Source organism: Roseovarius sp. TE539, assembly GCF_003298505.1.
GTDB lineage: Bacteria > Pseudomonadota > Alphaproteobacteria > Rhodobacterales > Rhodobacteraceae > Roseovarius.
The window spans coordinates 1-26,379 of record NZ_QNGB01000023.1 but is presented as its reverse complement, the minus strand read 5'-3'; the positions used below and the strand labels follow the sequence as shown (position 1 = coordinate 26,379).

The 26,379-nt window shown below is 62.6% G+C and carries 26 protein-coding genes, 2 tRNA genes, 1 pseudogene and 1 other annotated feature; of the genes and pseudogenes, 15 read left to right on the top strand and 14 right to left on the bottom strand.

Annotation, left to right across the window (positions count from 1 at the left end; all coding sequences use genetic code 11):
• Positions 1 to 81: 81 nt before the first annotated feature.
• Entirely contained in the window at positions 82 to 336 is a 255-nt protein-coding gene (locus DQW77_RS13645) for a hypothetical protein (protein WP_113258783.1), read from the top strand.
• 57 nt (positions 337 to 393) lie between these two features.
• Here the strand turns inward: DQW77_RS13645 and DQW77_RS13640 are convergent, their stop codons facing one another.
• The gene (locus DQW77_RS13640; RefSeq protein ID WP_113258782.1) at positions 394 to 1,398 is read right to left on the bottom strand and encodes a Hint domain-containing protein; all 1,005 of its coding nucleotides are present in this window, start codon (positions 1,396 to 1,398) and stop codon (positions 394 to 396) included.
• 158 nt (positions 1,399 to 1,556) lie between these two features.
• Here DQW77_RS13640 and DQW77_RS13635 point away from each other — a divergent pair, with 158 nt between their 5' ends.
• Positions 1,557 to 2,336, top strand: a complete 780-nt coding sequence (locus DQW77_RS13635; RefSeq protein ID WP_113258812.1) for an SDR family oxidoreductase — start codon at positions 1,557 to 1,559, stop codon at positions 2,334 to 2,336.
• A 9-nt stretch (positions 2,337 to 2,345) separates the two neighbouring features.
• Here DQW77_RS13635 and DQW77_RS13630 read toward each other — a convergent pair whose 3' ends face one another.
• The 9 genes from DQW77_RS13630 to guaA form a co-directional block, all read right to left on the bottom strand.
• On the bottom strand, positions 2,346 to 2,963 hold the full coding sequence (locus tag DQW77_RS13630) for a TetR/AcrR family transcriptional regulator (RefSeq protein ID WP_113258781.1): 618 nt from the start codon (positions 2,961 to 2,963) through the stop codon (positions 2,346 to 2,348).
• Complete coding sequence (gene ppk2 / locus DQW77_RS13625; RefSeq protein WP_113258780.1) at positions 2,956 to 3,825, bottom strand: polyphosphate kinase 2; 870 nt, start codon at positions 3,823 to 3,825, stop codon at positions 2,956 to 2,958. Before ppk2 ends, DQW77_RS13630 begins: the two co-directional genes overlap by 8 nt.
• 35 nt (positions 3,826 to 3,860) lie before the next feature.
• Positions 3,861 to 4,829 carry an alpha/beta fold hydrolase gene (locus DQW77_RS13620; protein WP_113258779.1) on the bottom strand — a complete coding sequence of 323 codons (969 nt, stop codon included), beginning with the start codon at positions 4,827 to 4,829 and terminating at the stop codon, positions 3,861 to 3,863.
• A complete protein-coding gene (metA, locus tag DQW77_RS13615; RefSeq protein WP_113258778.1) occupies positions 4,813 to 5,736 on the bottom strand; it encodes a homoserine O-succinyltransferase in 924 nt (307 codons plus the stop codon). The genes DQW77_RS13620 and metA overlap by 17 nt, the downstream gene beginning before the upstream one ends.
• A gap of 39 nt (positions 5,737 to 5,775) precedes the next feature.
• The gene (locus DQW77_RS13610; protein ID WP_113258777.1) at positions 5,776 to 6,636 is read right to left on the bottom strand and encodes an ATPase; all 861 of its coding nucleotides are present in this window, start codon (positions 6,634 to 6,636) and stop codon (positions 5,776 to 5,778) included.
• A 131-nt stretch (positions 6,637 to 6,767) separates the two neighbouring features.
• Positions 6,768 to 7,871, bottom strand: a complete 1,104-nt coding sequence (locus tag DQW77_RS13605) for a hypothetical protein (RefSeq protein ID WP_113258776.1) — start codon at positions 7,869 to 7,871, stop codon at positions 6,768 to 6,770.
• 160 nt (positions 7,872 to 8,031) lie between these two features.
• Positions 8,032 to 8,946, bottom strand: a complete 915-nt coding sequence (locus tag DQW77_RS13600; protein WP_258523863.1) for a DMT family transporter — start codon at positions 8,944 to 8,946, stop codon at positions 8,032 to 8,034.
• Positions 8,943 to 9,539, bottom strand: a complete 597-nt coding sequence (locus DQW77_RS13595; protein WP_113258775.1) for a hypothetical protein — start codon at positions 9,537 to 9,539, stop codon at positions 8,943 to 8,945. Before DQW77_RS13595 ends, DQW77_RS13600 begins: the two co-directional genes overlap by 4 nt.
• A 4-nt stretch (positions 9,540 to 9,543) precedes the next feature.
• On the bottom strand, positions 9,544 to 11,109 hold the full coding sequence (gene guaA / locus DQW77_RS13590; RefSeq protein ID WP_113258774.1) for a glutamine-hydrolyzing GMP synthase: 1,566 nt from the start codon (positions 11,107 to 11,109) through the stop codon (positions 9,544 to 9,546).
• Between the two features lie 200 nt (positions 11,110 to 11,309).
• Between guaA and DQW77_RS13585 the strand changes: the two genes are divergently transcribed.
• Positions 11,310 to 12,854 carry a trimethylamine methyltransferase family protein gene (locus DQW77_RS13585; protein WP_113258773.1) on the top strand — a complete coding sequence of 515 codons (1,545 nt, stop codon included), beginning with the start codon at positions 11,310 to 11,312 and terminating at the stop codon, positions 12,852 to 12,854.
• Here the strand turns inward: DQW77_RS13585 and DQW77_RS13580 are convergent.
• Complete coding sequence (locus DQW77_RS13580) at positions 12,847 to 13,149, bottom strand: DUF6477 family protein (RefSeq protein WP_113258772.1); 303 nt, start codon at positions 13,147 to 13,149, stop codon at positions 12,847 to 12,849. The two genes, DQW77_RS13585 and DQW77_RS13580, sit on opposite strands and share 8 nt — an antisense overlap.
• A 284-nt stretch (positions 13,150 to 13,433) precedes the next feature.
• Between DQW77_RS13580 and DQW77_RS13575 the strand changes: the two genes are divergently transcribed.
• Complete coding sequence (locus DQW77_RS13575; RefSeq protein WP_113258771.1) at positions 13,434 to 14,579, top strand: DUF6456 domain-containing protein; 1,146 nt, start codon at positions 13,434 to 13,436, stop codon at positions 14,577 to 14,579.
• 14 nt (positions 14,580 to 14,593) lie between these two features.
• Here DQW77_RS13575 and DQW77_RS13570 read toward each other — a convergent pair whose 3' ends face one another.
• Entirely contained in the window at positions 14,594 to 15,319 is a 726-nt protein-coding gene (locus DQW77_RS13570) for a VIT1/CCC1 transporter family protein (RefSeq protein ID WP_113258770.1), read from the bottom strand.
• A gap of 171 nt (positions 15,320 to 15,490) precedes the next feature.
• On the opposite strand from DQW77_RS13570, the gene lipA reads away from it, so the two are divergent.
• Positions 15,491 to 16,435: a lipoyl synthase gene (gene lipA, locus DQW77_RS13565; protein ID WP_113258810.1), complete on the top strand. Its 945-nt coding sequence runs from the start codon at positions 15,491 to 15,493 to the stop codon at positions 16,433 to 16,435.
• 43 nt (positions 16,436 to 16,478) lie between these two features.
• Here the strand turns inward: lipA and DQW77_RS13560 are convergent, their stop codons facing one another.
• Positions 16,479 to 17,048, bottom strand: a complete 570-nt coding sequence (locus tag DQW77_RS13560; RefSeq protein WP_113258809.1) for a DUF882 domain-containing protein — start codon at positions 17,046 to 17,048, stop codon at positions 16,479 to 16,481.
• 316 nt (positions 17,049 to 17,364) lie between these two features.
• Here DQW77_RS13560 and DQW77_RS13555 point away from each other — a divergent pair, with 316 nt between their 5' ends.
• Genes DQW77_RS13555 through DQW77_RS13540 form a run of 4 tightly spaced genes read left to right on the top strand, consistent with a single transcriptional unit; the run spans position 17,365 to position 21,612 of the window.
• On the top strand, positions 17,365 to 18,987 hold the full coding sequence (locus DQW77_RS13555) for a murein L,D-transpeptidase (RefSeq protein WP_258523862.1): 1,623 nt from the start codon (positions 17,365 to 17,367) through the stop codon (positions 18,985 to 18,987).
• Between the two features lie 28 nt (positions 18,988 to 19,015).
• On the top strand, positions 19,016 to 20,107 hold the full coding sequence (gene lpxD, locus DQW77_RS13550; protein ID WP_113258768.1) for a UDP-3-O-(3-hydroxymyristoyl)glucosamine N-acyltransferase: 1,092 nt from the start codon (positions 19,016 to 19,018) through the stop codon (positions 20,105 to 20,107).
• Between the two features lie 33 nt (positions 20,108 to 20,140).
• Positions 20,141 to 20,398: an acyl carrier protein gene (locus DQW77_RS13545; RefSeq protein WP_113258808.1), complete on the top strand. Its 258-nt coding sequence runs from the start codon at positions 20,141 to 20,143 to the stop codon at positions 20,396 to 20,398.
• Positions 20,395 to 21,612 carry a beta-ketoacyl synthase gene (locus DQW77_RS13540; protein WP_113258767.1) on the top strand — a complete coding sequence of 406 codons (1,218 nt, stop codon included), beginning with the start codon at positions 20,395 to 20,397 and terminating at the stop codon, positions 21,610 to 21,612. The genes DQW77_RS13545 and DQW77_RS13540 overlap by 4 nt, the downstream gene beginning before the upstream one ends.
• Before the next feature lie 77 nt (positions 21,613 to 21,689).
• Here the strand turns inward: DQW77_RS13540 and DQW77_RS13535 are convergent, their stop codons facing one another.
• Positions 21,690 to 22,259, bottom strand: coding sequence for an invasion associated locus B family protein (locus tag DQW77_RS13535; RefSeq protein WP_113258766.1), 570 nt, complete (start codon positions 22,257 to 22,259; stop codon positions 21,690 to 21,692).
• A gap of 410 nt (positions 22,260 to 22,669) precedes the next feature.
• Between DQW77_RS13535 and DQW77_RS13530 the strand changes: the two genes are divergently transcribed.
• The 6 genes and pseudogenes from DQW77_RS13530 to DQW77_RS13505 form a co-directional block, all read left to right on the top strand.
• Entirely contained in the window at positions 22,670 to 24,211 is a 1,542-nt protein-coding gene (locus tag DQW77_RS13530) for a helicase HerA-like domain-containing protein (RefSeq protein WP_113258807.1), read from the top strand.
• A gap of 127 nt (positions 24,212 to 24,338) precedes the next feature.
• Positions 24,339 to 24,845, top strand: coding sequence for an HU family DNA-binding protein (locus tag DQW77_RS18060; RefSeq protein ID WP_147094977.1), 507 nt, complete (start codon positions 24,339 to 24,341; stop codon positions 24,843 to 24,845).
• 19 nt (positions 24,846 to 24,864) lie between these two features.
• Positions 24,865 to 24,939, top strand: a tRNA-Val gene (locus DQW77_RS13520).
• Between the two features lie 31 nt (positions 24,940 to 24,970).
• Positions 24,971 to 25,552: a histidine phosphatase family protein gene (locus tag DQW77_RS13515; RefSeq protein WP_113258805.1), complete on the top strand. Its 582-nt coding sequence runs from the start codon at positions 24,971 to 24,973 to the stop codon at positions 25,550 to 25,552.
• A gap of 72 nt (positions 25,553 to 25,624) precedes the next feature.
• Positions 25,625 to 25,700 (top strand) — tRNA-Val (locus DQW77_RS13510).
• A 177-nt stretch (positions 25,701 to 25,877) separates the two neighbouring features.
• Positions 25,878 to 26,227 (top strand): annotated as a pseudogene (locus DQW77_RS13505) (transposase); the annotation flags it as partial.
• Positions 26,165 to 26,245: a sequence feature (AL1L pseudoknot), on the top strand. Its footprint overlaps the pseudogene before it by 63 nt.
• Positions 26,246 to 26,379: the final 134 nt, after the last annotated feature.

Here is a 26,379-nt window from a genome sequence, read left to right as displayed (position 1 = left end):
TGCCCGGTTCAGCCGTGTCCGGGCGGCTGTTGAAGCCGGACGAATGTTGCTTATGTCAGGTGGCACAACGAGGTTTTCAATATGTCATCAGACGCGAAGAAACCTGCAACGCCGTCGCGCACGGCAAAACACGACCCGGCCAATCCGGCAGCAGAGCGTGTGCCGGGGGAGTCCGCGAAACCCGGTAACAAGGTGAAGGCCAAGGATGCGTTCGGAGCCGCGAGACCGGACCTTGACTGGACGCCCGAAGCCATCCAGAGCCAAACCCGGCAACCTTCGTTCGAAGGCGCCGGTGACGAGGTCAGGAAAGAGCAGATCAAGGAAACCAAGGGCTGAGGGCAGGCCGCCGCTACCGCCCGCAGATCGACAGAGGAAACGATGCGTGCCGGCCGTCTAGCGCGTCGAGGCCCGCCTGAGAAGGCCGGCGGCATCGGGCCGATCCAGAAGATTTTCCGTCACTTCGAATTCCAGATGGGTGCGCGGCCCGTGCCCGGGCAGGGGTTGCGCGAGCCGTTCGCTGATCTCGAGCGGCAGGGCCGGGCGCGTGCGGGTATCGACAAGAAGGGTCTCGGCCGCGATTCCTTCGGCATATATGATCTGGTGTTCGTCGAACAGGATCTGGAAATAGTCGACGAAGCCGCCATCTTCGCGCACCACGGTTTCGCCGTTCACAAGGTGGCGAGCGCGCACCAACACCTCGTGGCGTCCGGCCCCCAGGGCGTCCGATCTTTGGTAGATGAAAAGGCGGTGATCGGGGCTGACCAGCAGGTCATTGGCATTGTGCAGGGTGCCGGCGCGTATGCGAATTGGCGCGAATGCCCCGACCGCCCTCATGGTCGCGCCGCCGACCCACCGCACCTGTTGGGGGCCGTCATCGCGGGTCAGGACCATGTCGCCCACCTGCAAGGCTTCGACCGGCCGCTGTTCGCCCGACGCCATGGTAATATGGGTCCCGCGTGAAAATGAAACGCAGGAAACCTCGGCAAGGCGGCGGCGGGCGCTGTCGCGTTCGATACCCACCAGGGCATACCCGATACGGGGTGTCAGGGGCGCCAGAGGCAGGGCATAGATCGCTTCGACGTCACCACGGGTGTCGACTTCGACAAGCACCAGAACCTCGTTCGTCTCGCCGGAGCCCGACATCAGTGTCAGGCAGCAATCGACATGCAGTGTCGCTCCGGGCCGGCCCAGGGCGGTATCATTGCCGATCGTAAGCGCCGGGCCCTCGCCGGTCACGATGGAAAGCCTGTATTGATGCGCCTTTTCGGACAGTTCGTACGTGTCGTCGAGTTCGAGTTCGGCTGCGAAAGACAACTGATCGCCGAGGTTGGCGCCATGGACGACGGTGATATCGCCGGCATGGTATACGGGAACCGATTGAGCCGCGTTCGTTGTCATGGGCCGGGCGATCTCCTGAACGGTTCGGCGGTTGGGTGATGAGACGTGTGTAGCCAGGTATTGTGGCACGATCTAGTCGAAGCACCGGTGATTTGCTGGCATTGTTTGACCAATCGATGATAGAGCGGGGATCGACAAGGCAAAAGGGGAGAATGATCATGGATCTTGGCATCAAGGGACGGCGGGCGCTGGTGTGTGCTTCGTCAAAGGGCCTGGGACTGGGGTGCGCGCAGGCGCTGGCCGGCGCCGGGGTCGATCTGGTCATGAACGCGCGCGGGCGTGAGGCGCTCGAGGCTGCCGCAGAAGAGATTCGCGCGACGCACGGTGTCAGGGTGACGACCGTGGCCGCGGACGTGACCGCCGAGGAGGGGCAGGCGGCCGTCCTTGCGGAAGCGGGTGATGTCGACATCCTTGTGACGAATGCGGGCGGACCGCCGCCGGGAATGTGGACGGACTGGAGCCGCGAGGATTTCATCAAGGCGCTCGATGCCAACATGCTGACCCCGATCGCTTTGATGAAGGCGCTGATACCGGGCATGATGGAGCGTGGATGGGGCCGGGTGGTGAACATCACCTCGCAGAGCGTGAAGGCGCCGATTGCTGTGCTTGGCCTTTCCAATTCGGCCCGCGCCGGGTTGACCGGTTATGTCGCCGGGACATCGCGCCAAGTAGCCGGAAAAGGGGTCAATATCAATAATCTGCAACCCGGAATTCATGCAACGGACAGGGCTGTTTCACTGGATGCAGGCGTGGCCGAGCGCGAGGGGATAGACATGGCCGAGGCCAAGGCGCAACGCTGCGCGACGATTCCGGCAGGCCGTTACGGCACCAAGGAGGAGTTCGGCGCCGCCTGCGCGTTCCTGTGCAGCCAGCATGCCGGCTTCATCGTCGGACAAAACATCCTGCTGGACGGTGGTGCGGTCAACGCCACGATGTGACGCATATTCTCAGTCGTCAGGCGCAACCAGCCCGAGGCCGCGCAGGTAGATGCCGATCCCGGTTTCCAGAAGATCCTCGGGGGCGAAGGGTGAGGCGGTGCCGGGGCTGTTGCGGGCGAAAAGCTCGACCACGCCGTGGCTCATGGCCCAGACATGCGCAGAGAACATCGCCGGGGGCGGGCGTCTGTCGGGCGGGATGTGCTGGCTGAGTGCCTCCGCGGCCTGTTCCAGCACCCCGCGTGCCCGCGCCGCGGCGGCGGCCAATTCCGGTGTGCGATTCACCGAGACGCCGCTTTCGAACATGGCGATGTAGTGGCCGGGGTGCCTGCGCGCGAAAGCCAGATAGGCACGCCCCGTGGCCTCGAAACTTGCCAGTGCCGAGGGTTTGCCGCTGTCGAAAGCGTATTGCATCACGTCCCCGAAAATCTCGTAGCCTTGCCGCGCGGCTTCGGCGATCAGCTCTTCACGGCCGGAAAAATGACGGTAAACGGCCGCCGGGGTCACGCCGGCCTGCTTGGCCGCTTCGGACAGAGTGAAGCCCGCGGGACCACGCGCCTCGATCAGCATCAGCGCCGCCTCGACGAGCGCCTGCCGCAGATTGCCGTGATGGTATCCCCGTTTAGGCATCCCATATCTCGGGACCGCCGCAAACCGCCTGATCCTGTGCGCCGATCGCCTTTTCGTCCTTGCGGTCGTAATCGATGGCGGAAAGAACCCGGCGGATCGCCTCGACCCGGGCACGGCGTTTGTCGTCGGAGCGGATGACGGTCCACGGCGCGGGGTCGGAATGGCTGCGGAAAAGAGTTTCGCCGATTGCATGCGTGTAATCTGCCCATTTGCGCAGACCCTCCACGTCGATGCGGCTCAGCTTCCATTGCTTGAGGGGATCGCTTTCGCGTTTCAGGAACCGGCGCAATTGTTCTGCCCGGCCCACATTGAGCCAGAACTTGAAAAGGTGAATGCCCTCATCCGCCAGCATCCGCTCGACCCCCTTGACCTGGCGAAAGAAATGTTCGCGTTCATCGTCCGTGCAGAAGCCGAACACGTGCTCCACAACGCCACGATTGTACCAGCTGCGATCGAAAAACACGATCTCGCCGCCGGCCGGCAGGTGATCGATGTAACGCTGGAAATACCACTGGGTGGCTTCGGTATCCGATGGTTTGGGCAGCGCCACGACGCGGGCGCCGCGCGGATTGAGATATTCCCGGAAGCGCTTGATGGTACCGCCCTTGCCAGCCGCGTCGCGCCCTTCGAACACACAGACGACGCGGGCGCCCGATCGCTTGACCCACGCCTGAAGCTTTACCAGCTCGACCTGGAGTTCTTCCAGATCCTTCTCGTAGGTCTTGCGCGGCAGGCGTTCGGAATGGGGGTAATCGGCCTCGAGGATGTCCCCCTTGTCCGCGCGACGGATGGCGTTGCGTACGAATGCCGGCGCCTCGGTTTCGAAATACCGGCTGATCGCACCGTCGAATGGCAGCTCCATGGGATTTTTTCCTTTGTTTTGGTCAATATGGCGCCTCAGGGTCCGGCGTGCAATCCGGCCCGTCGGGCGGCGCGGCGCACGGCCTCGACGATCGCGTCCTCGGCGGCGTGATGGGGCATGTGCCCCACGCCTTCCAGACGGGTCAGGCGCGCGCCGTTTATCTGTTTGCTCAGCGGTTCGGAATGGATCGTCAGCCCCACGGTGGTGTCCGCGGTACCGTGAACGATCTCGGTCGGCACCCTGATCCTGTCATACCGGGTGTGCAGGGCCTTGATCTGTGGCAGGAGCCGTGCGCGTTGCAGCGCGTTGGCCCGCAGCGAGTGGCGGCGCAGGGTCAGCCCGGCACCGACATGGTCCGTGTAACCGTCAGGGACCGGGTCGGGCGTGAAGATCGCGGCGATTTCCGTCTTGACGCGGGCATCGGGAATGAAGGCTGTGATAAGTGGAATCGCCAGCGGCCCCAGAACCGGGTGCGACAAGATCTTGTAATAGGTGGAAAGGTCGCTTTCCCAAGGGTTGGAGGGGGCTGCCAGCGTTACCAGCGCCGAAAGCGTGCCGGGGTGGTGCACCGCCCATGCCAATGCCACGGCGCCACCATAGGAATGACCCAGCACCACGGGCCTGTCCGCGCCAAGCTCGCGCGCGGTGGCGGCCAGCAACCCGGCCTGATCCGCGATGGTGGCGCCGCTCCGGTTGATGCGGTCGGTATAGCCAAGGCCGGGCCGGTCGATCGCGATCACCCGGAAATGCCGGGCAAGCCGCGGCGCCAGCGAAAACGTCATGTCGCGTGCATTGCCGGAGGCGCCGTGGACCAGCACCAGGTCCGGTCCTTCACCGCTGACCACGGCATGAACCCGGTGTCCCTGGATCTGAAGGATGCGGCCCTGCGGGGGGTGGCTGGACTCGGCGCGCGACTCGTGGGCCTGCGCGCGATACTGCACCCAGCCCCAGAACGCCGACAGCAAGACTGCTGTGGCAAGAAGCGCCTTAATGGCCAATTTCATCCATGTCGAACGGGGTGGACTGATAGATCTGGTTGATCCAGTTGCCATAAAGCAGGTGGGCGTGGCTGCGCCAGCGGTTCAGCGGTTGCGCCGCCGGATCATCGCCGGGATAGTAGTTGCAGGGCACGCCAATGGGCGTGCCGGCGGCCACGTCCCGGTCATACTCCTGTTTCAGCGTGTCGCTGTCATATTCGAGGTGGTTGAAGATATAGAGCGCCCGGTGTTGCGCATCCTCGACCAGGCAAGGACCCACTTCGGCACTGTCCAGCAGGATGACCAGCCCGCCTGCGGACTCGATCTCGGGGCGGCGCATCTCGGTCCAGCGGCTGACGGGAATGACGCAATCGTCCGAGAACCCGCGCAGGAAAGGCGAGGCGGGCGCCATGTTGGCGTGCCTGTAGCACCCGAAGGCCTTTTGCGGCAGCATGTGCTTCTGCACGCCGTGGAAATGGTTGATCATCGCCATCCCGCCCCAGCAGACGCCGAAGGTGGAATGCACATGGGTTCGGGTCCAGTCGAAGACCTGGCGCAGTTCGTCCCAGTATGTGACAGCGTCGAACTCCAGATGCTCGATAGGGGCACCGGTGATGATCAGACCATCGAATTTCTCGCCGGATGCCGCGACTTCGGCGAAAGGCCGGTAGAAACTTTCCATGTGATCGGCTGCGGTATTGCGGGTCTTGTGTTCTGACATGCGGATCAGGGCAAAGTCGATCTGTAGCGGCGTGGCGCCTATCAGCCGGGCGAACTGGTTCTCGGTCTGGATCTTCTTGGGCATCAGGTTGAGAAGGCCGATGCGGAGCGGACGTATATCCTGCCGCGCTGCCTGATCCTCGTCCATGACCATGACCCCTTCGCGCGTGAGCACGTCGTAGGCGGGCAAGTTGGCGGGGATCTTGATGGGCATCTTCCGGGGCTCGTTTCCGTTGGAGGTGTCGGTCGGGTTTCAGCAAGCGCGGTCCAGGGCCGTGGCGACAAGGTTTTCGAAATCTGCCGGGCCGGTGACACCCGCCGCTTCCTCCGCGGTCAGGGTCACGCCCCATTTGGCCATCTTGTCGTAACGTGGCTGACGATGGGCGAGGGCGCGTGCATAGGTCCAGCGAATGAACGCATCCGGGTCGACATCGCTCTCGCCGCAGCCGTGCTCATTCAGGTAGTCGGTCCAGGCGGCATCCAGGAATTCGGGCTGGTAAGCCATCGGTTTCGGGGCTCTGTCGAAGCGGCGGATCAGTTCCTGGGTATGTGCTCGGCTGCCTTCGAGGTAGATCAGCAGGCAGTGGCGGGAAAGCTCGTTCAACAGGGTGTCTTCCGGATCATCGCCATCAACCCATTCGCAAATCGAGCCGCCCGTGTCACAGACGAAATTCGGATACCCGTAAAGCCGCTGCGCACGTTCGATGAAATGGCCGGTATCCCGGAGTGCGGCGATCTCGGCACTGCGGAACTGCTCCTGCCGGCGGCGGTATTCTCTTATCGGCAGGCCGCCCTTTGCCGGATCGCCGGGCTTGCCAAGGTAGGTCGAGACAGGCGCAAGATTGTCAAAGGTGATGTTGGACCCGATGTAGATGGAATCCGTCAGAAGCAGGTTGCGCAGGAACGGTACCTTCATCGCGTGCGCCTTGGCATTGTCAGCGATGAGTTCGCCCATGTAGCGGGTGCCGATGCGATAGTCGATCGAGTAGTGAAACCAGTCGCCATGCGCGCGCAGCATGTTCGACAGGTGGGTCTTGCCCAATCCCGACATTCCGTAAAGAAGCACCCGCTTGTGCGGGGCGCTGCGCCATTCCCGTGCTGATCTGTAAAGCATGCCTGTTCCGAAGTCCTTCCTGCGCCTGCTTGGTAGTCACCGGCAGCGCGGGGGTCAAACGCTATGTCATGGCCATGCCAAGGCCCCGCCCGTTGAGGGGCGGGGCCTGAAGCCGCGCGTGGCGGGAGAAGTCAGTAATGATAGCCGATCTTGAAGCCGACACCGATCACGTCATTGTCGGGGAAGCGTGACGTGGTCAGCGGCGCGGAGCTGACGACGGTACGGGCAGTTTCGAGCATCGTGTAGTTCAGCCCGGCAGAGACCGAATACCCGTTGTTCTTGTAGCGCGCCCCGAGCGTCACGCCGAAGCGCCCGTTCTGCGGGCCGAGATTGGTGATGAACGCGCCTTCGGATGGCTCGTAGGTGAACGCGATCGATCCCGACCAGGTATCGGTGAACTCCTTTCCGACACCCAGCTTGTACGTCACGATATCTTCCGTGTAGCTGAGGAACGGCCGCCCGGCGAGCGCGAAGAAATGTGACGGGTCGATCGAAAACGAGGACCAGTCAGTCCAGCGCACACCCCCGAAAACCAGCGTGCCCGGCGCGATGCCGGTCTGGAAATCGAGGTTGACCGCCTGCGGCGAGGTGATCTCGGTGATGCTGGTCAGCCCTCCGGGTGGCGTCACGGCCGAGGTTTCCAGCGTGCTGTGTTCGGTCTCGATCTCGGAATTGTAGGTCAGAGCGACCCGCAGGGCGATCCTCGGGATCTCGTAGGAGGCGCCGATCACGTACCCGACGCCCTCGTCGCTGCCGGCATCGGCCTGGTAGCCCGCAACCGCGGGTACCATCGTGGAGGCCGAGATTTTCTGGATCCGGAAACCGCCATGCACGCCGATGCCGCCATCGGTGACGTAGCGGCCCAGCACCGTGAGCGCATCCGCATCGAAAACGGCCTCGGTGCCCGCCAGGGGGTAGGCCCCGCCCGGATACCGGGAATCGGCGCCGAAGGGCTGATCGTAGATGAACGCGAAGCTGATGTTGTCGTTGAACTGGTGCTTGTAGGCTGCACCGACCTGCCAGTAGGTTTCCGCCATGTCGCCGGAGCCCACCGGCGGCGCCGGCGCGGCAAGGTTGCCGGACACCTCGGGGCTGACCACGCCGAAGGAAAATTCGGCGTAGTTTCCCGTCTCGAAGAGTGGAGCGATGGATTGGCCCGATCGGTCCAGGTTGCCCGCATGGGCAACGCCCGCGGTGGCGGCCAGGGCCACGGCTGCGGCTGTTGTCTTGTTCATTTTGCCTCCTCCTCGACGCTGAGTGCGGCGCCGTGCTGCAAGAGTATCCGGCACCGAATACGGAACAAGCGCTGACGTCACGTCACGAGAGGCGGGCGTCGCAAAAATGTCACGAATGGTGCGTGCCCGCCGCAGTTTCCAGGGTCCGGGTGGTGCGGCGTCAGGCCTTTCGCCGTGTTTCGATCCAGATATTCAGGTAATTGGACCCGAAAATCACCGCTGCACCGACAAAGACGAACACGTCCACCGTTTCCGCGTAGAGCAACCAGCCGACCAGGGCGATCACGGGCAGGCGGAAGAAATCCACCGGCATGACGATCGTTGCCGGGGCCATCGACAGCGCCGTGGTCAGGCAGAAATGTGCCACGAGCCCGCCGATGGCGATCACCGCGAGCCATGGCAGCGCGGCGGTGGTGGGCAGGGCAATGTCCCGGTCCGCGCCTGCACAAAAAAGGCCCATCACGGTCTGGAGGGTCACCATCCAGAAAAGGATGCAGGTCAGCGTTTCGGTCCGGGTGAGGCGGCGGGTGAAGACCGCCGACCCCGCGAACCCGATCGCCGCCAGCGCCGCGGCGACCAGCCCGAAGCTGAGTGTTTCCGGGCTTGGCCTGGTGACGATAAGAATTCCGGCGAACCCGATGCAGGCGGCCAGAACCCGCACCCGGGTCAGACGTTCGCCCAGAATCAGGGGCGACAGCACCAGCGCCCAGAGCGGTGAGGTGAATTCAAGCGCGAAGACCTGTGCCAACGGGATCGTGGCCACTGCGAAATACCACAGGTTCTGCCCCGCGAAATGAAACAGGTTCCGCAGCGTATGAAGCCAGGGACTGCGGCGGGTGATCTGCCCGTGCGTGCCTGCCATGCGGGCCAGGGCCACCACGATGACCACGCCGATGAGGCTGCGATAGAACATGATCTCGAACGTGTCGAGCTCGACACTGATTTCCCGCCCGGCCACGGCCATCGAGGAAAACGAGACCACGGCACCGATCATCCAGAAGGCGGCGACGACAACGCGCGCCGCGGGTTGGGCCCCGGCAGGCGAAGGACCGTATCCCGGTCCGGGTTGGCTCATGACCAGTTTCGGATGACGAAGATATCCTGCTCGATCCGCCAGTCAAAGCCCCGGGTGCGGGCCCAGTCCACCAGGTAGTCGATCGACGGGTAATCGCCGTAATCCTCGGCCGTGGGCAGAAAGCAGCGCACATCATCAATCAGGATCGACATGTGCCCGAACCGCGAAAGGCTGTCGTCGATGGCCGAAAGCTCGTCTTCGACGGGGCAATCCTTGTCACCCCGAAAGGTCTTGCCGGCCGAATAGTGACCGTCGAGCCAGAAACAGATGTTGCCCGAAAGCCGGGGCAGAAGATCCGGAAACACGTCTTCGCTGACGCCCTGAATCACGTCGACATTTCTGTCCTTGAAGCGGCGCGCCGCGCGGCGAAAGAGTTTTTCGCCGGGCTCGATCGTGTAAACCTTTGGCGCCATTGTCGAAAGGAACCGGGTGGTCGTGCCCATGTACGTCCCGGTCTCGATCCACGGCGCGCCGTCAATGGCGTATTTGCGCAGGATCGCCTCCTTGACGAATTGCGGGGCGTTGTCCGACCAGCCGCGTTTCTTCCAAGCGCGCAGGGCCTTTTGGCGACGCAGAAAGGCAATCGGGTTCATATTGTCATTCCCACTCGATGGTGCCTGGCGGTTTGGAGGTGACATCGTAGGTGACGCGGTTGATGCCCCGCACCTCGTTAATGATGCGGGTGGCGGTCTCGCCCAGGAATTCGTGGCTGAACGGGTAGAAATCAGCCGTCATCCCGTCAACGCTGGTCACGGCGCGCAGGGCACAGGCATAGTCATAGGTCCGCCCGTCGCCCATCACGCCGACGGTCCGTACCGGCAGGATGGCGACGAACGCCTGCCATATCTCGTCATAGAGCCCATGGCGGCGGATCTGGTCGATATAGATCGCATCCGCCTTGCGCAGGATCTCAAGCTTGTCGCGGGTGATCTCGCCGGGGCATCGAATGGCAAGGCCGGGACCGGGAAAGGGGTGGCGGCCGATGAAGCTGTCGGGCAGGCCCAGTTCGCGGCCCAGGGCGCGGACCTCGTCCTTGAAAAGCTCGCGCAGGGGCTCGACCAGCCTGAGCCCCATCTTTTCGGGCAGCCCGCCGACATTGTGATGGCTCTTGATCGTGACCGAGGGACCGCCCGAGAACGACACGCTTTCGATCACGTCCGGGTAAAGTGTGCCCTGCGCCAGAAATTCGGCGCCTTCGATGTCGCCCGCGTATTTCTGGAACACGTCGATGAAAAGACGGCCGATTGTCTTTCGCTTTTCCTCCGGGTCACTGACGCCCTCGAGTTCGCCCAGAAACAGCTCCGTTTCATCGGCATGGACAAGCGGTATGTTGTAATGGTCGCGGAACATGCCCACGACTTCGTCGGCCTCGTTGTGGCGCAGCAGCCCGTGATCGACGAAGACACAGGTCAACTGATCGCCGATGGCCTCGTGGATAAGCACCGCGGCAACGGAGCTGTCGACCCCGCCGGAAAGCCCGCAGATCACCTTGCGGTCGCCCACCTGCGCGCGGATCCTTGCGATTGCTTCCTCGCGGTAGGCGCCCATCGTCCAGTCCCCCGCGAAGCCGGCGTCGCGGATGAAATTCTCGTACAGGGTGCGCCCGTTGGGGGTGTGGTGGACCTCGGGGTGGAACTGCACGGCGTAAAAACGCCTGTCCAGATCGGCGGTGACCGCAAACGGCGCATTGGGCGAGGTGCCATAGACAGCAAAGCCGGGGGCGAGGGCGCTGACATGGTCGCCATGGCTCATCCAGACCTGTTCGGGCCCGTCGAGGAACCAGCCATTGAGGAGGTCTATGCGCGTTTCGCCTGCCGGGGTCACGAAGGCGCGGCCGAATTCCGCGGTACCGTCGCCGCGCTCCACCCGTCCGCCCAGCATTTGCATCATGATCTGCTGTCCGTAGCAGATTCCCAGAACCGGCACGCCCAGCTCGAACACCTTCTGCGGCGGGTGCGGGGCATCGGCATCCAGTACGCTGGCCGGCCCCCCCGAAAGGATCACGGCCTTGGGTCCGAACTCATCCAGGAAAGCGTCCGTGACCGTGTGGAAAGGGCGGATTTCACAATAAACACTGAGTTCGCGCAGGCGGCGCGCGATGAGCTGCGTCACCTGGCTGCCGAAATCTATGATCAGGAGGCGGTCATGGGATTGCTGGTTCATGGGTGCCTAGTAGGGCGCGGACCGGCCTCGTGCAAGACTTGGCTTGTGCGATTCGCATCTGTGCCGTGGCCAGCGGTGGCCTGATGTCGCTATAGCCCCTCAAAGGACGCAATTCTTCACTGCGCCGATCCCGCACTGCGATAAGGTTCCGCAAATCAGTGCTCCAAACGGGTGCGATCCATCGCAAGGGTAGAGAGAAAATGGCCGAAGCAGCAGCTCGCAGGCGCGGACGGGGAGGAGGCGGCGCGGCGCGTCGCGCGGAACGTACCGCCGTCAGCATCGACACCGCGAAATATATCGAGCGCAATATCCCGCTCTTCGAGATCCTCGACGACGAGGCGCTGGAGATCATCGAGACGAATGCCGAGACCATACTTGAAGAGGTCGGTGTTAGTTTCGTGGAGAATCCGAAGGCGCTTGAGCGGTGGCGCGAGGCCGGCGCCGATGTGGACGGGGAACGGGTGCGCATTCCGCGCGGCCTGGCGCGCAAGCTGTGTGAAACGGCCCCGTCAAGTTATACACAACACGCCCGCAACCCGGCTCGCAACGTCGAGATCGGCGGAAAGACCCTTGTCTGTGCCCCGGTCTACGGCCCGCCGTTCGTCCGCGACATGGAAGGTGGACGCCGCTATGCGACGATGGAGGATTTCCACCGTTTCGTGAAGCTGGGATACATGTCCAAATGGCTGCATCACTCCGGTGGCACCGTGTGCGAGCCGACCGACATACCGGTAAACAAGAGGCACCTGGACATGCTGCTGGCGCACATGACGCTCAGCGACAAGCCTTTCATGGGCTCCGTCACCGATCCCGAGCGGGCGCAGGACAGCGTGAACATGTGCGAGATCCTGTTCGGCAAGGAGTTCGTGCAGGAAAACACGGTGATGACCTCGCTGGTCAACGTGAACTCGCCCATGACCTTCGACGAGGTGATGATGGGGGCGCTGGAAATCTATGCGCAGAACAACCAGGCCTGCATCATATCGCCCTTCATCGTGGGCGGAGCGATGGCGCCGGTCAGCGTCGCGGGCACCCTGACGCAGGTTCTGGCGGAAGTGATGGCGGGCATCGCCTACAGTCAGCTCATCCGGCCCGGTGCACCTGTCATTTTCGGGGCCTTCGTGACCTCGATCGACATGAACAGCGGCGCGCCGACCTTCGGCACCCCTGAGGCCAGCCAGATCCTTTACGGGGCCGGACAGCTTGCGCGCCGTCTGGGGCTGCCGTTCCGGTCGGGTGGCGGGTTGTGCGGGTCCAAGCTGCCCGATGCGCAGGCGGCCTATGAAACCGCGCACACACACAATGCCGTTCTTCTTGGCGGCGTGAATTTCATGCTTCATTCCTGTGGCTGGCTGGAAGGTGGGCTGGTGGCCAGTTTCGAGAAATTCGTGCTCGACGCCGATCAGCTGGGCACGCTTCACAAGCTCGCGCAGGGCGTGCCCATGGACGAGAACGGCCAGGCGATGGATGCGATCCGCGAAGTCGGACCCGGCGGGCATTACCTGGGCTGCGCCCATACACAGGCCAATTTCAAGGAAGCGTTCTGGCGCTCGGATGTTTTCGACTACAAGCCCTTCGAGACGTGGGACGAGGAAGGCGCGCGCGACTCCATGACACTCGCCAACATCAAGATGAAGCAGATGCTGGAGAACTACCAGCAGCCTGCCCTTGATCCCGGTATTGCCGAAGCGCTTGGCGCCTATGTGGCGACACGCAAGGCCGAGATGCCGGACGCGTTCAGTTGATCGCAGCCGCCTGATGCGTGGCGCGCAGGAGTCGCGCCTCGCCCATCAACGCAATCAGGATCTCGACATGGCGGGCGGGTGAGTATCCGGCCGCGCCGTTGACGCGGTGGCGGTTCACCTCCGCCTCCAACTCCATCAGTTCGACGATGGCTTCGCCGCTGCGGGGCAGTTCCGCGCGCCCCAATTGCCGGGGAAGGTGAACGGAACGCCGGTACTCGGCCGCCCCGAACCGTGCCGCGCTGATCAGCAGGCGCGGTCTGCGCAGGGCGTTCAGCGATGCGAGGATGTCTTTCATGGCGTCTCTCCCGTTGGGTCCGTGTCGGATGACATCACAACTTAAACGGGTGTTGCGGAATCCGCCCTGACTCCGGTCGATGGGGTGAGGCGTTGTTAACGAAGCAGAAACAATGGTTGCAGGTATGGAAACAATTAACGAACCATTTACAACTACACTCTTAGGTTGCATGAGTGTTGTGGATAACTCTGTGGATATATCCGGGGACAATTTCTGGACCGCTGTGGACCGGATGGTCCCGGCCCTCGGCGTGATTGAGCCGCGGGGATTTCGGAGGACGTGTCATGCAAAAGCCTGCCGTGTGTACGACGGTGCGATTGCGCCTGCCGTCATGGCTGCCGAAGGCTGCGCGTCTTTACCTCGCGCATACGGAAGCGGGGATACCGATCCGCGGGCTCGCGCGCGACGCCGGATGCCATCCGTCCACGGTTCTGCGCCGCATCCGTCATTGGGAAACGCGGCGCGACGATGTCCTGGTCGACGCCGCCCTGCGGCGTCTGGGCGTGGCGGTGACGCCGATGAACGAGGGCTTAGGGGCGTATAAAATGGATGAGATGAGTCATCAAAAGGAAGATTTCACCGTGAAGGATGGTGCCGGGGGTCTTTCGGAGGCGGAACTCCGTCAGGACGCACGGCGGATCCTTGGCCGATTGTGTGAACCGGGGTCGGTTCTGGCGGTGGCGGACGGGATGAAGAATGCCGTCGTGGTGCGCGAAACCGAAGACGGTGACGGGCCAGTGCGCATTGCGGCCGTATCGCGTGAAGCGGCCGAAGCGATGGCGGTCAAGGGCTGGATCGCCTGCCGGATGCCGGGGCGCATTTCAAGGTATGCGATCACCCGGAGCGGACGGTCGGAGTTGAACATCCTGGTCGCCGAGAGCGAGAATCGTGCCACCGGCCTTGCCGAGGCGCCGGCGCATTTCGAGGCCGCGCAACGGGCCGGTGTCTTGCAGACGGCTTGGAAGGCCGGGGAGGGTACGCGTGGCAGAACCCGGTACGGCGTCATGGAGTCTCCGCTCGTGGCGTTGGCCCGGCGGCGGGACAGAGACGGCCAACCCTTTTTGTCGGAACCCCTGGTACGTGCGGGCGAACGGCTGAGGGAAGATTTCGAACTGGCCGAGATGGCCTGCGGCGATACCGGCGACTGGGAGGCGGTCCTTGCAGGTGAAATGGACCGTTCAGACGGGGAAGACGCACCGGGAAGCGCGGCCGCGGCCCGGGGCCGCGTGATCGCGGCGCTGAGCGAACTGGGCCCCGGCCTTGGTGACATCGCGTTGCGCTGCTGTTGTCATCTTGTCGGGCTGGAGCAGGCCGAGAAGGACATGGGTTGGTCGGCCCGTTCGGCCAAGATCGTTCTCAGGATCGCCTTGCAGCGCCTGCGCCGGCATTACGAGGGTTTGGGCGAGGACGGCGGGTTGATCGGTGGCTGACCCGGGCTGGGCGGTCAGGCGCCCACGATCCAGCCGACACCGAAAGCGACCGCCGCGCAGATCGCCCCCACCAGCACCGTCTCCCCGACGCAGCGCAGAATCATTTCGCCGGTGGCATTCCAGCGGAGCAGGCCGAGGCCGCATAGCGCCCCGAACGTGGCAAGCACGGACAAAAGAAAAGTCTCGTGCGTTGGATCCCGAAGGAAATACGGCACGAGCGGGACAGCCCCGAAAACGGTGAACGACAGGAACGTGACAAGCCCGCTGATCGCCGGGTTCTCCTCGTCCGGGTCCTGCATGCCGAACTCGTAGGTCATCATCAGGTCGGCCATGATCCGCGGGTGCCGCGTCAGGATCGTCGCCGCCGTGTCGGCTTCGCCGGCCGGCAGGCCACGCTGACGCAGGATCTCGAACAGTTCGGTGCGTTCCTGATCCGGGTTTCTTGATATCTCCTCCAGTTCACTGGCGCGACGGCTGCGATACAGGTCATGCTGGGAGCGCAAGGACAGGTATTCGCCAAGTCCCATGCTGACCGCGTCGGCAAAAAGGTTGGCAAGGCCGAAAACCAGCACCGCAAGCCCGCCGATCTGGGCGACGCCTTCGCTCTGCGCGCCGGCAAAACCGGCCACGATGGCAAAGGTGGTGACGATGCCGTCATTGCCACCATAGACGATCTGCTTGAGGAATTCCTGGGTGCGGCCGAGGGAATGCGCCTCTCTCCGGTGTGTTTGCCAGTCCATTTGTCTGCGCCTCCGCTTCTCCGCGCCGGATGCTCTATACGGCATGCACGGCGGCCCGCAACCCTCGTGCCGGCCGTTCTGGGCGGTCGCTGCGTGCCGCGGGGCTGGAACTTTGTCATGGCGCGTCCTATGATCCTCGGGACAACCACCTCAAGCTGCGGGGATACATTCGTGCGTGATCTCAAGATACCCGGCCAGCGCCACCCTGAAAAGGCGCATCGCCCGGACAATGCCCAGCCGAAAAAGCCCGACTGGATACGGGTCAAGGCCCCGACGGGAAAAGGATACCGGGAGACACACCGGATAATGCGTGAACACAAGCTGGTGACCGTGTGCGAGGAGGCCGGTTGCCCGAATGCCGGCGAGTGCTGGAACCAGGGCCACGCCACCATGATGATCATGGGCGAGACATGCACCCGCGGGTGCACGTTCTGCAACGTGGCCACCGGCAAGCCCGATGCGCTTGACGTGTTCGAACCGGGGCGCGTGGCCGACGCGGTGCAGAAGCTGGGCCTGAACCACGTGGTCGTGACCAGCGTCGACCGGGATGACCTCCCGGACGGCGGCGCGGAGCATTTCGCGCAGACAATCCGCGCAATCCGCCATCGCAGTCCCGGCACCACGATCGAGATCCTGACCCCGGATTTCCTGCATTGCGACCCTTCGGTCCTGGAGGTGGTCGTGGCTGCGCGCCCTGACGTGTTCAACCACAACCTGGAAACCGTTCCGGGCCTTTATCCGGATGTGCGGCCCGGCGCCCGTTACTTTCATTCCCTGCGCCTTCTGCAAAGGGTCAAGGAACTGGACCCGGCCATGTTCACCAAGTCCGGCATCATGGTGGGACTGGGAGAAGCCCGTGCGCAGGTACATCAGGTCATGGACGACATGCGCGCGGCGAACATCGATTTCCTGACCATCGGGCAGTACCTGCAACCCACGCCCAAGCATCATGCCGTGGATCGTTTCGTGCATCCGGATGAATTCGCGGCCTATGAGAAGGCGGCTTACGGCAAGGGATTCCTCATGGTTTCGGCCACACCGCTCACGCGGTCATCCTACCATGCGGGAGAGGATTTTGCCGAACTCCAGAGCAAGCGGCGCGCGCTGGTCGGATGATCAAAAGCCGGCGGCCGCGTGGTCGCCAACCCGCCAACGGATATCAGGCACCCCAGCTGCGCACGGGGCCGCAATCCATGTGCACGAAATCGCTCCCGGTGTAGCGTCCGACCCCGCCACCGTGACAGGCAATTGCGGCGCGATACATCTGGTTGACCGAACGCGAGGTCAGGCGGACATCCGCGGCCTGTCCTTTGAGGTGTCGCGATTTTTTTGCCACCCCGCCAGAGCGGCGGCGCAACATCGCGTTGGTGGCCGGGGTCCGGTAGCCTGACAGAAGAAGATACGGTTCGTCCACTTCAAGCAGGTTGTGGCTGGCAGACAGGATGTCAATTGTGCGGGTGTCGATATCCTTGACCGCGTCTTCACGCCAGTCGCGCATGAACACCGAGATTTCCCGCACCGCGTCGCGCAGGTAGTCGCCCTCGATCCAGTAGATGGTGTTGAGTGTCTCGCCATTGCGCGGATTGGCCATTCGGATGCGCCGGATATCGCCGGCGCCGCGCAGGAAACCTGCGGCATTGGCGTATGTCGGTGCTGCGGTGATCGTCGTTGCGGCAAACGCGCCCAGAAGCGCACGCCGGGTAATGCTCGGAGAGCTGGTATCGGTCATTTTGAGCGCCTGTCCCGTCGCTTCGTGTTCCGCCCTGCGTTTTTTGCAGAGACTTTTGTACATCCCCTAATGCAGGACAGAACATGGCACAGCGAGAATCGGCGGCCTAGTGTGAAAATTGCTGTACAACAACAAGCAATGGATTCCGGCAGTTTTTCGCGCATTTGTGACGAACTGTGTTGAATCGGTATCCACGAAGGTGCGCGAATGCCGCAGGTGGCCGTGTCGTGATCACCGTGAAGCAGATTTGATTAGACATGACCGGCCTGTCACCCAAAATGGTGACTGTGAAAGCGAAGATAAGCAGGGGGTTCTGATGAGGGGTTCGGGAATGTGCGCAACCGGAAGAAGTTTCGTCCTTGGGGTCGCGACCGCGCTGACCATGCTTCTTGTAGCGGTTTTCGCGCCTCAAGGTGCGTCGGCACAGGTGACGGCTTTCAAGCAGGCTGTTGCCGAGAACGCGGCCGACGATGACGATATTGCCGCCTTTTATCGTGAAAACGCCTATGTCCCGTTGTGGACCGGAGACGGTGAAGAGGATCGCCGCCGCCGTCAGGCACTGATCCAGGCGATCGGTACCGCGGGCGCGCATGGCCTGCCCGTGGAAAGGTACGATGCGGATGGCCTGCTGGACACGATGCGCTCGGCACGCACCCCCCGAGATCTTGGCCGGGTCGAGGTGCTCATGAGCCGGACCTTCCTTGAGCTGGCGCGCGCCTTGCAGACCGGGATTGTCAAACCCTCCGAAATCGACAGCGATATCAAGCGCGAGGTGCCCTACCGTGACCGCACCGGTCTTCTTGCGGAGTTCGCCGACAGTTCCCCGACAAATTTCTTCCGGTCGCTGCCCCCGCAGACAAACGAATACGCGCGGCTCATGAAGGAAAAACTTCGGCTTGAGCGGCTTGCCGATGAAGGCGGCTGGGGGCGAAAGGTTGCGGTCGGGTCTCTCGGGCCGGGGGACCGGGGCAACGCGGTCGTGGCGCTGCGCGACCGCCTGATCGCAATGGGCTTTCTGGATCGCAGCTCCAGCCTCGTCTACGACACGAGGCTGGAAGAGGCGGTGCGCAGCTTTCAGCAGGCGCACGGGCTTGAGGAGGACGGCGTCGCTGGCGGTGAAACGATGCGCCAGATCAACACGCCCATCGGGGAGCGGTTGAAATCCCTGATGGTGGCGATGGAACGCGAAAGGTGGCTCAACCGTGACCGCGGGACACGGCACGTTCTGGTCAACCTGACCGATTTCAGCGCCCGCATCGTCGATCGGGACAAGGTCACGTTCCGCACTCGTGCCGTCGTCGGCATGAACGCCCATGATCGCCGCACGCCCGAATTCTCGGACGAGATCGAGCACATGATCATCAATCCGATCTGGCACGTGCCACGTTCGATCGTGGTGGGCGAATACCTGCCGCAGATGCAGGCCAATCCGGCCGCGGCCGGCCACCTGCGGCTGTATCGCGGAGGACAGCAGATCAGCCGCGCCGGCGTGAACTTCAATGCATATAATGCACGGACTTTTCCATTCGACCTCAAGCAGCCGCCATCGGCCAGCAATGCCCTGGGCCTCGTGAAGTACATGTTCCCCAACAAGTACAACATCTACCTTCACGACACGCCCACCAAGCACCTGTTCCAGCGCAACGTGCGGGCCTACAGTCATGGCTGCATCCGCCTGCACCAGCCATTCGAATTCGGATATACCCTTCTGGCGCGGCAACGCGACGATCCCAAGCGGTATTTCGACCGGATCAAGAATTCGGGTCAGCGTACACAGGTCGATCTTGATCAGCACGTCCCGGTTCATATCATCTACCGCACGGCCTTCACCACGGCGCGCGGGCAGGCGCAGTACCGCAAGGATGTCTACGGACGCGATGCGCGTATCTGGAACGCGCTTTCCAGAGCGGGGGTTTCACTGCGCAGCGTTCGGGGCTAAACCTCGTCCCGCATCAAAGGGGGCGGGCATGACGCACACGGTGAAAGAGATCGGTACGGCGCTCGGGATGGATGTCCTGGGCGCCGTTTCACTGAAGGTGACCGGGGTTGCGGAACCCGCCGTCGCGAAGCCTGAACATCTGGTCATCGCGATGACGCCTGAATTCATCGCGGACCTGCCAAGGGGCGCCGCCCGTGTCGCCGTTCTTCCGCAGGACACGGACTGGCAGGACCTCGGGCTTGAGGCTGCCATTATCGCGCCGCGGCCACGCTATGCCATGTCCGGTGTGACCGCGATGATGGATCCGGGGCAGGGATGGGCAAACGGCATCCACCCCTCCGCCGTCATCGACGAAAGCGCCCGGATCGACGCCGGGGTCAGCATCGGGCCGCTCAGCGTCATTGGGCCTCGTGCTCACATCGGGGGCGGCACGCGCATCGGGCCGCAATGCCATGTCGGTGCCGACAGCGTGATCGGTGCGGACAGCCTGTTGCGCGAAGGGGTCCGAATCGGCGCGCGGGCAACCATCGGTGAACGGCTTTTTGCGCAGCCCGGTGCAGTTGTCGGGGGGGACGGATTTTCCTTTGTGACGCCCGAGACATCATCGGTCGAACAGGCACGCCGGACCCTTGGCGACAGTGGCGATACGGCCTCCCAGTCCTGGGCGCGCATCCACTCCCTGGGGTCGGTGACGATCGGCGACGATGTGGAGCTTGGTGCGAACTGCACGATCGACAGCGGCACCGTCCGGGATACCTGCATCGGCCCCGGGACCAAGATCGATAATCTCGTCATGATCGGGCACAATGTCGAGGTGGGACGCGATTGCCTGCTTTGCGGAATGGTGGGAATCGCCGGCTCCACCCGGATCGGCAACAATGTTGTTCTTGCCGGGCAGACCGGGGTCAGTGACAACATTTTCATCGGAGACAACGTCATCACCGGTGGCGGGACAATCGTCCTGTCGAACATCCCGGCCGGAAGGGTGATGCTTGGCTATCCGGCGATGAAGATGGATGGCCATATCGACCTCTACAAACGGCTGCGCCGCCTCGGGCGTGTGTTCGACGATGTCGCCGCGCTCAAAAAGGCTGTTTTCAAGTCGTCGCAGAGTGAGTAAATCATCCCCAACTGGCGAAGGGGAGGCATGACCATGCAGATCAGGGATCGCGTCATCGAGATCATCGCCGAACAAGCCGTTCTGGAGCCGTCCGACGTAACGATGGACAGCACCCTGGAGTCGCTTGGGATCGACAGTCTCGGGCTTGTCGAAAGCATCTTCGCGATAGAGGAAGCGTTCGATATCTCTGTTCCGTTCAACGCCAACGAACCGGAACAGAGCGATTTCGACATTTCGACCGTCGCGGCCATTGTCGATGGGGTCGAGAAACTGGTGAAAGAGCAGACGTGAAAAAGGTCGTGATCACCGGCGCCGGCACCATCAACTCGCTGGGGCAGTCGGTTCCGGACACCTTGGAGGCCATGCGCGAGGGGCGCTGCGGCATAGGCGAGCTGGAATTCCGGGATGTCGACCGGCTGGCGATCAGAATTGGCGGACAGGTCAAGGGGTTCGAGCCCGAGAAGCGTTTCAACCGGCAGCAGCTTTCGCTATTTGACCGTTTCACGCAATTCACCATCGTTGCCGCGCGCGAAGCGGTGGCGCAGTCCGGGCTGGAGTTCAGCGGCGAACTTGCCGCGCGGGCCGGTGTGGTCCTGGGTAATTCCGGTGGCGGAATGACCACCCTCGACGAGAATTACCGGACTGTCTACGAGGACGGAAAGAACCGGGTGCACCCCTTTGTGGTTCCCAAACTCATGAACAACGCGGCCGCGAGCCACTTGTCGATGGAATTCAATCTGATGGGGCCCAGCTTCACGGTTTCGACCGCCTGCGCGTCTTCGAATCACGCCATGGCACAGGCTTTCCAGATGGTGCATGGCGGAATGACACCGGTGATGATCACCGGTGGATCGGAATCGATGCTGTGTTTCGGTGGGGTCAAAGCCTGGGAGGGCCTTAGGGTGATGTCGCGCGACGGGTGCAGGCCATTCTCCGCCAACCGCAACGGGATGGTTCAGGGGGAAGGCGCTGGCATCTTCGTTTTCGAGGAATATGAGCATGCCCGCCGCCGCGGCGCCGAGATCATGGCCGAGGTGGCCGGTTTCGCGATGACCTCGGATGCGTCGGATATCGTCATGCCATCCAAACAGGGCGCGGCACGGGCAATCTCGGGTGCCATGGCAGATGCGCGCGTCAACCCCGAGGAGGTGGGTTACATCAATGCCCACGGCACCGGGACCGCGGCCAACGACAAGACCGAAAGTGCGGCTGTGGCGGATGTCTTCGGCGCCCACGCCGATGCGCTGATGATCTCGTCAACGAAATCCATGCACGGACACCTGATCGGTGCCACCGGCGCGGTAGAGCTTCTGGCCTGTATCATGGCGGTTCGGGACGGGGTGATCGCGCCTACCATCGGCTACGAAGAGCCGGACCCGGAATGCGCCCTCGACGTGGTGCCGAACGAGGCCCGCGAAAGGCATGTGGACGTGGCGCTGTCCAACGCTTTCGCCTTCGGCGGGCTGAACGCGGTTCTGGCGCTCAGGCGTGTGAGCAGAAATTGAACGAAAAAGCGCCGCCCCTGATGGGCCGGCGCCGTGAGGGCGGCCAGCAAACGCCGCCATGTGCACTTGCGTCCCGCTTATCTTTGCGCAACCGAGACATTGTCATAGGCGGCGGTAAAACCCTGGAGCGACACCGGAATGTTGATCGGTCGGCCGGGGGCCTGTGCATGCACCACCGTCACCATGGCAGTTTCGCCCTTCTTGAGGGAGTCGACATCGTCTTCGGTAAAGCCGATCTGTGCGAAACAGCCGACCTGGGAACACAGGGTGTAGGGGTAGCTCTTGGCTTTGCCGTCGTCGATTCTGATCTGCACCTCCTCGGTCAGAAGCGTGGCCAGTGGAACCGTGATCGTGGCGCCCGCTTCGGCCGGGTTGCCCTCGGGAAGGCGGAACAGGCTGATCTGGGCGACCGGGTTGCCATCCTCGCCATTGATGAGCTGGAACATCTGGCACGGATCTTCCTCTGCCTCGCTGCGGAAGCATTTGAGCTGCCAGTCTTCATACTGTTCCTTGATATAGGTCGGCTCCGCGACTTCCCGGCCCAGCGACAGGTCATCGGCATCGGTTACCGCGTCATCCTGCGCGACAGCGGCGGATGCCATGGCCATCGCGGCGATAAGTGTCAGCGTCTTGTGGAAATGGGGCATTTCTATCCTCGGGTTCGGATTGGTTGAGGCGCCGTAACATGGGCGCCGCCGGCTTGTCAGGATAAAACCGCAGAGCCTTTCCCGGTGCAAGGCGGATTTCCGCAAAACGAGGGTAGCCGGAAAAGGAAAAGGGGCCCTGAGGCCCCTTCCCGTTATTCTCCCTGCCGGACTGGCCGACTTAGTGATTGCGCAAACGGTATGCCAGCCATGTTGAGCCGTCAACAGTCAAGATGTGCAAATTCGCGGCTGGATCAAAAAGGGCCGCGCCCGGGGGCGCGGCCAGTCTGACAGGGAGGAAGTCATGCCGCGGAACGGAGGACAATCGCACCCCACGGCGGAATTCAGGGTGGCAGCAGATGTTTAAGATTGTATGGTCGCAATGCGGAGATTTTCGGCCGGAGGGCAAGGTGCTGGAAAACAGGATTTTTCTGGGCGGTGGTGGTGTTGATTACCGCTCACCACAGGGGTTGCCGTTGAACTATGCAAACCGGCATGGGCTGATTGCCGGCGCAACCGGTACAGGCAAGACCGTCACCCTGCAGATCCTTGCCGAAGGGTTTTCCGACGCCGGGGTGCCGGTTTTCCTGTCGGATGTGAAGGGTGATCTTTCCGGCCTTGCGAAGTCCGGCAGCCCGGATTTCAAGCTTCACGATGCCTTCGGCTCTCGCGCCGCGAAGATCGGATTTCATGATTACGGCTACAAGGCCTTTCCGGTCACGTTCTGGGATATCTTCGCCACACAGGGGCATCCCGTGCGAACCACCGTTGCTGAGATGGGGCCGCTGCTTCTGTCGCGGTTGCTGGACCTGAGCGCGGCGCAGGAAGGTGTGATGAACATCGCCTTCCGGGTGGCGGACGAGGGGGGTCTGCCGCTTCTCGACCTGAAGGATCTTCAGGCGATGCTGGTCTGGGTGGGACGCAACAGCGCCGATCTGTCGCTTCGGTACGGCAATGTCTCGCCGCGCTCCGTTGGCGCGATTCAAAGGGCGCTTCTGGTGCTCGAAAATCAGGGTGGTGCGCAGTTCTTCGGAGAGCCGGCACTGGACCTCGGCGACATGATGCGCGTCGAACCGGATGGACGGGGGCGTATCGGCATCCTTGCCGCGGATCGCCTTATGGCATCGCCGCGGCTGTATGCGACCTTTCTTCTCTGGCTCTTGTCCGAACTCTTCGAGTCGCTTCCCGAGGTCGGTGACCCCGACAAGCCGAAACTGGTTTTCTTCTTCGACGAGGCGCATCTTCTTTTTGATGATGCGCCCGAGGCCCTGGTGGAAAAGGTCGAGCAGGTGGCACGGTTGATCCGCTCGAAGGGGGTCGGTGTCTATTTTGTCACCCAGAACCCGGATGATGTGCCCGAGGATGTCCTGGGACAGCTCGGCAACCGGGTGCAGCACGCGTTACGGGCGTTCACCGCGCGCGACAGGAAGGCGCTGATGCGGGCTGCCGAAACCTACCGGCCCAATCCGCGGTTCGATACGGCGGACGCGATCCGGGATGTCGGCGTGGGAGAGGCGGTGACATCGGTGCTGGAAGACAAGGGCGCGCCGGGAATTGTTGAGCGCACGCTGATCCGCCCGCCCTCCTCGTGGCTCGGACCAATCGACCCGGAGGCGCGCAAGGCAGTGATCGCAGCCTCCCCGATGTCGGGCAAATACGAGACGCCGGTGGATCGTGCCTCGGCCCATGAAATGCTTGCCAAACGGGCCGAAGAGGCGGCAAAGGCCGCCGTGCGGGCCGAAGACAAGGCGGAAAACGGTGGACCTGCTGAGCGCGAGTTCAACGCAGCCCGAAGGTACAGCGGATCCCGCGTTCCCCGTTCCAGCGCCCGCAGCGAAAGTTTCGGAGGCAGGGTGGGATCCGCGATGGCCGACGCGCTGGTGCGCGAGATCAAGGGTTCAACCGGCCGCAGGATCGTGCGCGGGCTTCTTGGGGGCCTGTTTCGCGGGCTTTGAAACCGTGTTCATCTTGTGACCGGTCCCGGGATGTAATCCATATCCGGTAAGTCGCGGCAAGTTGCCTGTGGATTGGTCTGCGGTTTGCAGTTAGGGTTGCGTGGCAGTCAATGAAGCGAGGCAAACCATGGCCACGAGCCGAACAACCAGCAAGACGACCAAGCGCAAGACGTCCTCCACGGCGCGCCCGAAAGCGGCCAGTGCGGGAAAGTCTGCATCGGACGCCCCGGAGACGGGCGGGACACGCAGCCCTGCCGCCAGGACGCGCCCGGCCACCGCATCGGTCCCGGCTGCGAAACCCGCGGGTGCGGAGAGCTCGGCGGATGCGGCGCAGTTTCCTCAGGATACGGCGCTTCGCAAACGCGAATTGATCGCAACCGTCGTGGAAAAGACCGGGGTCAAGAAACGCTTTGCAAAACCGGTTGTCGAGGCGATGATCGACGAGATGGGCGCGGCGCTGGCGAAAGGGCGGGAACTCAATCTTCAGCCCTTTGGTAAGGTCAAGCAAAGCCGGACCAAGGACTCCTCCAATGCCCGGGTGATCTTCGCCAAGATCCGTCAGAGCAAGTCGGCAAGCGCCGGTCCCGATGATGGAACGGGCGAAAAAGATACGGTTGCAGACGCCGCGGAGTGACGCTAAACAGCGATCCGGCGGGTGATTAGCTCAGTGGTAGAGCGCTTCGTTCACATCGAAGATGTCAGAAGTTCGAATCTTCTATCACCCACCACGGTCCTCGTTTTTTCGCGGTGATGATGCGCATGGCAAAGCCGGTTCCCGAATTGTGGATTCTGCGCCATGGCCGCACGGAATGGAACGACGCCGAACGTCTGCAAGGCCGGCTTGACAGCCCGTTGACAGCCGAAGGCGAGGCGCAGGCGCGTCGCCAGGGCGTGATTCTGCGCCGCGAACTTCCTCAAACGCCGGTACAGATGCTGTCGAGCCCCGCCGGCCGGGCATGGCGCACCGCCGACATCGCCGGCGCGGTTGCGCGCCTTGTGCCCGAGGCCGAACCTGATCTGGTGGAGGTGGGCTTGGGTGAATGGCAGGGACAGAGCGTGGCCGAGATTCACGCCGCGCATCCGGAATTGACCCAAGCGGATGATCCGAACCTTTGGAAATTTTCCGCCCCGGGCGGCGAAACCCTGTCCGGAATCGAGACGCGGCTGCAAGCGCTGCTGGAACGGCTGGAGGGACCAACGGTTCTTGTAACCCACGGTGTCACGTCTCGTGCCCTGCGCTGCCTGGTACTGGGCCGCGCCTTGCAGGATCTGTCGGCGTTGCCGGGCGGGCAGGGCGTGGTGCATCACATCCGCGACGGGGTGGCAAGGGTTATCGAATGATCGCAGCAGCTTGGCGGCAACGCATCCAAGCCCCTTGCGCGGGCGCGACACTGCGGCTAAGACGCGCGACACGGGTGATTAGCTCAGTTGGTAGAGCGCTTCGTTTACACCGAAGATGTCGGGAGTTCGAGTCTCTCATCACCCACCATCCTACCCCATTGTAATTAAATAAAACCCTTGCATAGCAGGGGCCTCGTCCGTTTTATGGTTACAAATGGGGATCATCATGGCGGGTAAGGTCAGGCATTTGGTGAATCGCAGCGGGCGCTACCATGAATCGCCCCGAGTTTGTCGGAGACCATCAACTTAAGTAAGGATGATGGTAATGACAAAAAGCAAAATGGCAAGTCGCTACTCGCCAGAGGTCCGCGCGAGGGCGGTCCGAATGGTGTTCGAGCATCAAGGCTGCTATGAAACGCAGGCTGGCGCGATAGCGGCCATTGCACCCAAGATCGGCTGTATTCCGCAGACCTTGAGCGGATGGGTTAAACAGGCTGAAAAGGACATCGGCATGCGGAATGGCGTGACGACCGAGGAACGTGATCGCATCAAGACGCTGGAACGAGAGAACCGTGAACTGCGCCGAGCGAATGAAATTCTCCGCAAGGCGACAGCTTATTTTGCGCAGGCGGAACTCGACCGCCCACTGAAGCGATGATCGCCTTTATTGAAGAGTTCGGCATGGTGCCGCCATTGGTCCTGACCTGCCCCCGCAAAACCGGGCCATTCAAAAGTAGAGTTTGTTCTCGTAACGTTCAAAGCGACGAGGAGAACAGACGATGCGCAAATCACGCTTCACCGAAGAACAGATTGTCGGGATCCTGCAG